The organism is Paenarthrobacter sp. 22069 (assembly GCF_052046035.1).
In the GTDB taxonomy this organism is placed as follows: domain Bacteria; phylum Actinomycetota; class Actinomycetes; order Actinomycetales; family Micrococcaceae; genus Arthrobacter.
Map to the genome: position 1 here is coordinate 1 of NZ_JBQEQF010000021.1, position 8,569 is coordinate 8,569.

Genomic DNA, 8,569 nt, shown 5'->3' on the forward strand with positions numbered 1-8,569 from the left:
CAGGAACAGTTGAGGAAGTGGGCAGATCTCATGGCCACCAGTGGGCAGTTCTACTGGCCGTCAGTGGGCAATTTCGTGGCCGCCTATGGGCAGTTTTTCATGGCCGCTTACAGCGCAATCAGCCAGCCTGACAAGCGGGGCGTATTTACCCGAACACTCTGGTCATTGAAACCATGTGCTTTGGCTCGAGTGCCGGGAAGAACCGCTGGCGTTCCTGGGAAGTCGGCCCGTCGTAGCCCAGGCGCTTGCTGTGCGTCCAACCGAACCGACGGACCGAGTCGATGAGCTGCTCGGCGTGTTTGAGGGGGGCCACAGTCGCGTCGATCACGGGTACGCCAATTTCCTCTTGAACCGTTCGGAAGAATCCGAATTCAGCCGTGCACCCGAGGATGACGACGTCTGCGCCGTCCTGCTCCACAGCCTCGCGGGCTTCGGTCATGATCCGCTTTTCCGTAAGTGCCGGATCCTCTTGGAAGTCATCGACGCCCATCTCGAGCACGCGCCATGAGGCAAGACGCTCTGATGCGCCGCAGCGATGGACGTTCTCCGCCATCTCGGGAATCCACTTATTCCGTCCAACGAGGATGGAGAACCGCTCACCCAGGCTGCCGGCGATGCTCAGCGCCGAGTGCGCCGGCCCTACAACCACCATCCGATCGGTGATTTCGCGTGCCGCCCGCAGCGCGGGGTCATAAAAACACCCGATGACGGCGGCGTCATAGCCTTCTTCTTCCGCCCACCGCACGGTGCGCAACAGCTGTGGAAGCATGAGTGCTTCGAAGGCGTTGTATTCCACATGGGAGGGGCCCTCTCCGTCAAGGGAGACGACATCAACTTCGGTGCCGGGACGGACTATGTGTCGGAAGGAATCGGCCATAGTGCGGTTGTAAACATCGGTGTAGAGCGGGTTGATCCATAGGATTCGGGCGTTCTCTGCACGAGCGTCGAGATTGTTCGTGATCATTCCAATTCACTTCCTTCGGTTTCGGGCAAGAACAGGCCAAGGATGACCGTGACAAACAAGAACATGTTGATAAACAGAATTGTCGAGGTGGCTCCGGCGGCGGAGGCTAGGAGGAAACCGACAAGACTCGGTGCGACTGTATTTGCGACGCGCTGACCAAAAACCCCGAACCCGTAACCGGAGCCACGCATGGCCGAGGGATAGAGCTCGCCCATCCACGTGTCCCAGACACCCCAGGCTCCCAGGGCGAAAAAGGCCAGAGCGAACATGCCGATATACATCTCGGTCTCGGTTGCGGCTGTACCGAAGAAGAAACCGCCGCCTGCGGCGGCGAGGACGTAGATCGTGAATATCCATTTGCGGCCAAAGCGTCCGGTCAGGTAGGAGGCCGTCATGTACCCGGGGATCATGAGGACCGCGCTCAGGGCGATGAAGGAAAAGCTTGATGAGGCGCTCAGTCCTCGCCCTTCAAGCAATGTTGGCATCCACGATTGAAGTCCCCAGTAGCCCCAGGAGAAGGTGAAGTTGATGAGGACTTGAATGACCGTGATCCGGCCCATCCTCCCCTTGAAGAGGCTCCAGATGGACTGCTTCTCGTCCTCCGACACGGTGAAAATGGTGCCACGGGAGATGCCCCGTGCTCCCAGATGGTCGAGGACATCGTGCGCCTCTTCGTTCCGCCCCCGCCTCGCGAGCCAGTACGGGGATTCCGGAACGACCTTGTACAGAACGATGCCCCACAAGCTGGCAAGTGCGCTAACAGCAATGACCCAGCGCCAGCCGTGGCCGCCGATCAGAGCAGCGGTGCCGAGGGCGGCCAGGATACCAATCGGCCACCCTGCGGCAAGATAGACCGTGGCCTTTCCGCGGACCTTAACCGGGAGCAGTTCTTCAAAATAGGGGAAAGTCACGGTGAAGACTCCGGAGAACAACAGCCCGGAGAGGAAGCGAGCCACCGAGAGGGTCTCAAAGTTCGGTGCGAAGCAACTCAGGAGCGTAAAGACGCCATAACCGGCGAAGCTCCATGCACACGTGGCTTTCCTGCCGATCCGGTCAGAGATGGGCCCCCAAATTAGTGACCCGGGGATCATGCCCAGGAAGAGCGCCGAGATGGCGATTCCTACCTGCGTCATGCCGACCTGCAGGCTGGTAGCCAAATCACCAGCAACGTAGGTGAGCATGAGCATTTCCCAGGCTTCGATTGCGAAAGCGAAGAAGAGTATGGCGCAGATTTTAAAGTGGATGGACCCGAAAGGCATGTCGCGGAACGCGTGCCCGACGGCCATCGAGCGAGGTGGGCTCGCCGTCCCGGGCGCTTGCCCTGAAATGAGTGGGTCGATACTGGACATGTCTTGACCTCCGATATTTTGGACAGGATACGAAGTACGGGTAGTTTTTCTGTGCACGGAGAACAGTCCGGATATCAAGAATTCACCTCGGAACAGCTCATCCAAGCCTCCACCCGGAGTAGATGGGCCTAGCCCTCCGCCGAGTGATTGCGATCACACTACAAACCATGGCCGCTCCAACAGTGTTCACTCTGCACTTTTTTGAGTTGTCTGTTTGGGCGTAAAGCACTGCGCTTCTAAATGCGCAACCCTCTACGCAGGTCAAAGGACTTTAGTGGCTTTGGAAATATTGGGCCGTTCTCGACCCACCGCTGCCAAGCCCACCGCCACTGGCACATGGGGTACCAGGAATCGTCAAAGGGGTAAGAGCCGGGTTCATCTCCAGCACCTGCGGCTGCCGGGCGCGAATGGCCGTGCCACTACGCCCACCGGAAGCGACTTTCTCGCCGCCCGGCGAGAGGCAAGGGCCAAATAAGTAAAACCTCCGGCTCATTCTGCGGAGCCCACCGGCCCCGGTAGTTTCGGTGCGCGCACGGCACTTTTATGCACTCTGCCTGCCCAGCCGTAGCCGATTCATGCAGTATGCCCAGCATCTTGGTCAGCCCCATTTGTACCGTGATCTCCCACACGGGAAGTTCCATTCCGGAACCATTTCGATTCCGCAACCATGAGGAGATACACATGCCGAACTACAGGGTGTCGATGGATATCGGCGGAACCTTTACAGACATCGTGGCGTACGATCAGGACGCTGGCACCTACGCCGCTACCAAAGCGTCCACTACGCCGGGGAACCTGAGTGCCGGGGTCATCGCAGGCCTCGAATCGATAGTTGATGATCTCTCGGACATCGATTTCCTGGTCCACGGCACCACCCAGGGCCTGAATGCGTTCCTTGAGCGTCGTGGGGTTCCCGTGCTGCTGCTGGCCACGGCGGGCATAGAAGATACATATCACATTGCCCGCGGCCCCCGACTTGAGCTCTACAATGCCCAGTACCGCAAGCCTGCCCCGCTGGTCGAGCGCAAGGACGTCATCGGCGTCGGTGGCAGGTTGGACAGTCAAGGCCAGGAACTCGTGCCCTTGGATGAACTGGCAGTCCGCCAGGCAGCGCGCAGGGCAGTGGATGAGGGGTATGGCGCCGTCGCCGTTGCGTTCCTGTTCAGCTACAAGAACCCCGCGCACGAACTTAGGGCCCGCGACATTCTGATCGAGGAACTCGGGGAAGAGTTCACAGTCTCCCTTTCGCACGAAGCAGCCAAGGAATGGCGCGAATACGAGCGCACGTCCTCCGCCGTCGTGGAAGCCTATACGGGGCCTGTAGTACGCAACTACCTCTCGGACCTGGAAGAGAAACTCACCGACCGAGGCGTGGAAGCCCCGCTGCATATCATGCAGTCTTCCGGCGGTGTCCTTACCGCCGAGTCCGCCCGTAAGCGGCCGCTGCAAACGCTACTTTCCGGCCCCGTCGGCGGTGCCATGGGCGATGTCGAACTGGCGGGTGTCTCGGGAAACCGCAACCTCATCGGTGTGGACATGGGCGGCACATCCTTTGATGTTTCCTTGGTGGTTGACGGCAAGCCTGACGTCTCCACGGAGGCCCACCTTGAAGGTCTGCCGATGCTCATGAGCGTTGTCAACATCCACACCGTGGGCGCTGGCGGCGGCTCCATCGCTTGGCTCGAAGCCGGTGGCCTCCGGGTCGGACCGCGTTCCGCAGGAGCCAATCCCGGGCCTGCCTGCTACGGCCGCGGCGGGACGGAACCCACCGTTACCGACGCCAACCTGGTGCTCGGCCGTGTCGACCCCGACTGGTTCGCCGGCGGACAGGTCGCCTTGGATCGTGAAGCCGCGATAACAGCCCTGAAAACAGTAGGTGACCAGCTCGGGCTGGACCCCATCGCTATGGCCGAAGGCATCTGCGACGTCGCCAACTCGCAGATGGCACAGGCCATCCGGACCATCACCATCTCCCGGGGCATCGAACCCCGCGATTTCTCGCTCGTAGCCTTCGGCGGAGCCGGACCCATGCACGCCGTCTTCCTTGCTAAAGAACTTGGCATCCCGGAAACTGTCGTTCCACGCTTTCCCGGCGCCTTCTCCGCCTGGGGCATGCTGCAAACCAACATCCGTAAGGACTTCTCCGAACCCTACTTCTACCTCGACGAAGATATCGATGTGGCAGACATGGCCGGCGTCCTGCGCTCGATGGAAGTTGAAGGCTTGTCGTCTCTGGTCTCGGAAGGAGTCCCGGAGGAAAGCCGCGCCACGACGGCGTCCGTGGACGTCCGCTACCAATCGCAGGAGTTCTCCCTGAACGTTCCACTAATGTCCGCTGACGAACCGGGGTCTCCCGACTTCATTGCCAACCTCGCTGTCCGCTTTTCCGCGATGTACCACGAGCGCTACGGCCACTCCAACCTCGGCGCCCCGATCGAAATCGTCACACTGCGCACCCAGGCCGTTGGCGACCTGGGACGACTTGAAGCTCCCAGTCACGTCACCGCACAGGACCCGGGGTTCAAGCACGAAATCCGCCGCGTGGTCTTTGACCACGTCGAGCACGACACCACCGTAGTCCGCCGGGATGATCTCGCGGCTGGCCACACATTCGAAGGACCCGCCATCATCGTGGAGCAGACCGCCACCACCGTGGTTCCCCCCGGGTTCAAAGTCAAGGTCGACGAGTTCGGCTCCCTGGTCATCCGCTCTGAAGACGTCGAAGGAAACTGAGGTACCAAAAATGACAATTGCAACAGTCAAAACCCTTGATCCCGTCACCGTGGAAATAATCCGCAACGCTCTCACCAGCGCCGCGGATGACATGAACGCCACCCTGATTCGCTCCGCTTACTCACCCATCCTCTATGAGGGCGGGGACTGCGTCGTGGCCCTCCTCGACATCGAACACCGCGTGCTCGGACAGTCCGCCGGCCTGCCGCTGTTCCTCGGCAACCTCGAAACCTGTTCGATCGCTGTAGAGGAGATGTACGGCCGCGAGGTCTGGCAGGAAGGAGACATTTGGATCCTCAATGACTCTTACTTGGGCGGCACTCACCTAAATGATGTGACCCTTTTTGCTCCGATCTTCGACGAAGGCGCGGTGGTGGGATTCGCGGCCACCCGTGCGCACTGGATGGACATGGGGTCCAAGGATGTCGGCGGCTCAATGGACTCGACGGACATCTTCCAGGAGGGCTTCAGGATGGGGCCGGTGAAGCTGGTCGAAGCCGGAATTGAGACTTCTGTTGTTGACCTGATCCGGACCAATGTGCGTTTCCCCTACCAGACCATTGGTGACATGCATGCAATGATCGCAGCCCTCCGGATGGGGACCACCCGAATGAAGGAACTGGTGGGTAGGTACGGGATGGAGCAGTTGGATGCCGCCCGCGATGAGATCTTCCGCCAAACGGAGGAAATTGAGCGTGCGACCGTGCGCAACATCCCGGACGGGGTCTACGAAGCCGAGGGCTTCCTGGACAACGACGGCATCAATTTGGACACTCCCATTCCGATCAAGCTGCGGATCACTGTGGCCGGCGACACCGTTGACTTCGATGTCACCGAATCGGCGGACCAGACCCTGGGCCCGGTCAATTGTGGTGCCGCCCAGGCCGTCTCGGCACTGCGGGTAGGCTACAAACTTCTAGTCAGCCCGGAGTCCAACTCCAACGGCGGTTCATTCCGGCCAATGACTACCCAGGTTCGGTCCGGCTCAGTGCTCGGCGCCGTTACACCGGCCCCGTGCCAGTGGTACTTCTCCCACCTGGGGCTGCTGATCGACCTCGTCTCCAAGGCAATGGCCCCTGCCATGCCCGAACGCGTCGCCAGCGCCAGCCACGGTGACTCAATGATCATCACTGCCGCCGGTTTCGACGCCCGTTTCGGCCGGAACTTCGTCACCATGGAAGCAACCCTGGGCGGCTGGGGTGCCTGGCAGGGTACGGATGGTGAATCAGCCATGATCAACAACGTCAACGGCTCGCTCAAGGACTTACCCATCGAGATGCTGGAGACCCGCTACCCGTTCCGGATCAACGAGTACTCCATCCGCCCCAACTCCGGAGGCCCCGGGCAGTACCGTGGCGGCAACGGCGTGGTGCGCGAATATGAATTCCTGGCTGACTGCGTGGTCGGGCTCTGGTTCGAGCGGTCGAAAACCCCTGCCTGGGGGCTCTTCGGCGGATCAGACGCCCAAGGGCCGGAAGTTGTGATCAACCCCGGCTGCACTGATGAGATCCGCACGCTGAAGGCGAACGCCCACAAGGTCAAGGCCGGCGACGTCGTCCGCCTCGCCGTGGGAGGGGGCGGCGGCTTCGGAGAAGTCTCCAAACGCTCCCGCGAGGCCATCGCCTATGACATCGTCAACGGTTTCATCACCGAAGACTACGCCAAGACCGCCTACGGCTATTGAGCACCAACGGATGGGTTCCCATCAAGAAAAGAAAGGACTCCATGAGTACCCAATTTGAATCCTTCGAGGACGTGTACGCTCACGCCCAGGAAGCAGTCGGTGTCACGCTCTTTACCGCCTCCGTCATCGCCGACGAAGGAACCAGCATGGCGCGCATCTACACAACCCACCCCGAGGTCTACCCGGTGGGCGGAAAGAAGACCCTCGCGGGAGACACCAACCCCGTGTGGTTGGAGCAGGTCCTCATCGGCCAGCAGCCGTTCCTGGGGGCGGATAAGGAGGCGGTCCGCGCGTTCTTCTTTGACTCGGCAACCATCGAGTCATTGGGCTGCGGGGCGATCGTAAACGTTCCGGTCGTAAGCAACGGCCAGACCATCGGATCCATGAATTTCCTCGGCCCTGAAGGCAGCTACGACCAGAGTTCGGTGGACGCAGCCGTGGACGTCGCAGGGCGGTCTGTGCATCTGCTCGAAGAAGCCCTTACCAGCGCCAACTAGTTCCTTCGCGGGCGGGCATCAATTGGGGGCCCGCCCGCGAAGGCCAACACAAAGGAACCACACGTGACCATTTCGGGAATCCTGACAATTCGGAACGCCCTAATCTTCGACGGTGAATCACCAGACCTGGTTGAGGGCTCTATCAGCATCCGGGATGGCCGGATCACGAGCATAGGCCGGGAGGTGGAAGATAGCAGTGTCGTACTGGACGCCGGCGGCCGGGTGGTGATTCCCGGCCTCATCGATGCCCACTTCCATGCCTATGCGCTCAGCCTGACGTCGGCGACAAACGAAACCGGGCCGTTGAGCTACTCAGCTCTGGCCGGTGCCCGCAGGCTTGAGGCCGCGCTCGGCCGGGGCTTCACCTCAGTGCGGGATGTGGCCGGGGGTGACGTAGGCCTGGCAACTGCCATCGAGGAAGGACTGTACCCCGGTCCCCGGTATTTCTTTACCGGTCCGGCGCTGAGCCAGACCGGCGGCCACGGCGACATCCGCGCCGCGAACGATGGAAGCTGCTTCCATGGCGGCCACATGTGCGAGGTGGTGGACGGCGTCGAGGACCTGCTGCTGGCGGTGCGCCACCGGTTCCGGACCGGTGCAACGGCCATCAAGCTCATGACCTCGGGAGGAGTGATTTCTCCGGTGGATCCGATCCGTGTGCCCCAGTACAGCGCGGCGGAAATCCGCGTGGTCACCGAAGAGGCATCGCGGCGGGGCAGCTACGCCACCGCCCACGCCTACTCACCGGAAGCCATCACGCACTCAGTCCTCAACGGAGTGCGCTGCATTGAACACGGCAACCTACTGGATGCTGAAACCGCGCGCCTCATGGCGGAGCATGATGTCTACCTCGTGCCAACGTTGGTGACGTACGACGCCATGGGCCGCCGTGGAGCGGAAATCGGACTTACCGAGGTGGGCGCCGCCAAGAACCAGGAAGTACTGGCCGCCGGCAAGAACGCCGTCGCGCTGGCGCGCGACGCCGGTGTCCGGATTGGCTTCGGCAGCGATCTCATGGGTGAGCTTGAGGATGAACAGCTGGCCGGGCTTCGCCTGCAGTGCGAAGTGCTCGGCGTTTACGACGCACTTCGTTCTGCGACCTCAACGAACGCGGCACTGCTCCGGCGCGAAGACCTGGGCCGCATTGCGGAGGGGGCCTGCGCGGACCTGGTGATACTGGATGGCGATCCTTTCGACGAGCCCTCGGTGCTGTGGGACGAGAGCCGGAACCGCACCGTCATCAAGGCGGGGTGGATTGTGTCTCCAAACGGGCTTCCGGACGGTCGTGCGACCATGGACGAGTCCATCTGCGGCGTTCACGCCTGATGGCGTACCCGCGGGG

At 61.3% G+C, this 8,569-nt stretch carries 6 protein-coding genes; 4 read left to right on the plus strand and 2 right to left on the minus strand.

What is annotated here, in order from left to right; genetic code table 11:
- Positions 1 to 145: 145 nt before the first annotated feature.
- Together ACTJK0_RS16510 and ACTJK0_RS16515 are read right to left on the minus strand one after the other, a co-directional pair.
- Positions 146 to 964: an aspartate/glutamate racemase family protein gene (locus tag ACTJK0_RS16510; protein ID WP_110541844.1), complete on the minus strand. Its 819-nt coding sequence runs from the start codon at positions 962 to 964 to the stop codon at positions 146 to 148.
- A complete protein-coding gene (locus ACTJK0_RS16515) occupies positions 961 to 2,313 on the minus strand; it encodes an MFS transporter (protein WP_440745923.1) in 1,353 nt (450 codons plus the stop codon). The genes ACTJK0_RS16510 and ACTJK0_RS16515 overlap by 4 nt, the downstream gene beginning before the upstream one ends.
- A 681-nt stretch (positions 2,314 to 2,994) precedes the next feature.
- Between ACTJK0_RS16515 and ACTJK0_RS16520 the strand changes: the two genes are divergently transcribed.
- The 4 genes from ACTJK0_RS16520 (at position 2,995) to ACTJK0_RS16535 (ending at position 8,553) form a co-directional block, all read left to right on the plus strand.
- Positions 2,995 to 5,046, plus strand: coding sequence for a hydantoinase/oxoprolinase family protein (locus tag ACTJK0_RS16520; RefSeq protein WP_440745924.1), 2,052 nt, complete (start codon positions 2,995 to 2,997; stop codon positions 5,044 to 5,046).
- 10 nt (positions 5,047 to 5,056) lie between these two features.
- Positions 5,057 to 6,730 (plus strand): hydantoinase B/oxoprolinase family protein, encoded by a 1,674-nt coding sequence (locus ACTJK0_RS16525; RefSeq protein ID WP_110541846.1) that lies wholly within the window; start codon positions 5,057 to 5,059, stop codon positions 6,728 to 6,730.
- Between the two features lie 41 nt (positions 6,731 to 6,771).
- A complete protein-coding gene (locus ACTJK0_RS16530; protein WP_110541847.1) occupies positions 6,772 to 7,227 on the plus strand; it encodes a GAF domain-containing protein in 456 nt (151 codons plus the stop codon).
- A gap of 63 nt (positions 7,228 to 7,290) precedes the next feature.
- Entirely contained in the window at positions 7,291 to 8,553 is a 1,263-nt protein-coding gene (locus ACTJK0_RS16535; RefSeq protein ID WP_440745925.1) for an amidohydrolase family protein, read from the plus strand.
- Positions 8,554 to 8,569 lie beyond the last annotated feature (16 nt).

What these genes read in the sequence shown, in the direction of transcription:
- ACTJK0_RS16515 (WP_440745923.1), bottom strand. Translation starts at nt 2,313, where the DNA reads ATGTCCAGTATCGACCCACTCATTTCAGGGCAAGCGCCCGGGACGGCG.
- ACTJK0_RS16520 (WP_440745924.1), top strand. Translation starts at nt 2,995, where the DNA reads ATGCCGAACTACAGGGTGTCGATGGATATCGGCGGAACCTTTACAGAC.
- ACTJK0_RS16530 (WP_110541847.1), top strand. Translation starts at nt 6,772, where the DNA reads ATGAGTACCCAATTTGAATCCTTCGAGGACGTGTACGCTCACGCCCAG.
- ACTJK0_RS16525 (WP_110541846.1), top strand. Translation starts at nt 5,057, where the DNA reads ATGACAATTGCAACAGTCAAAACCCTTGATCCCGTCACCGTGGAAATA.
- ACTJK0_RS16510 (WP_110541844.1), bottom strand. Translation starts at nt 964, where the DNA reads ATGATCACGAACAATCTCGACGCTCGTGCAGAGAACGCCCGAATCCTA.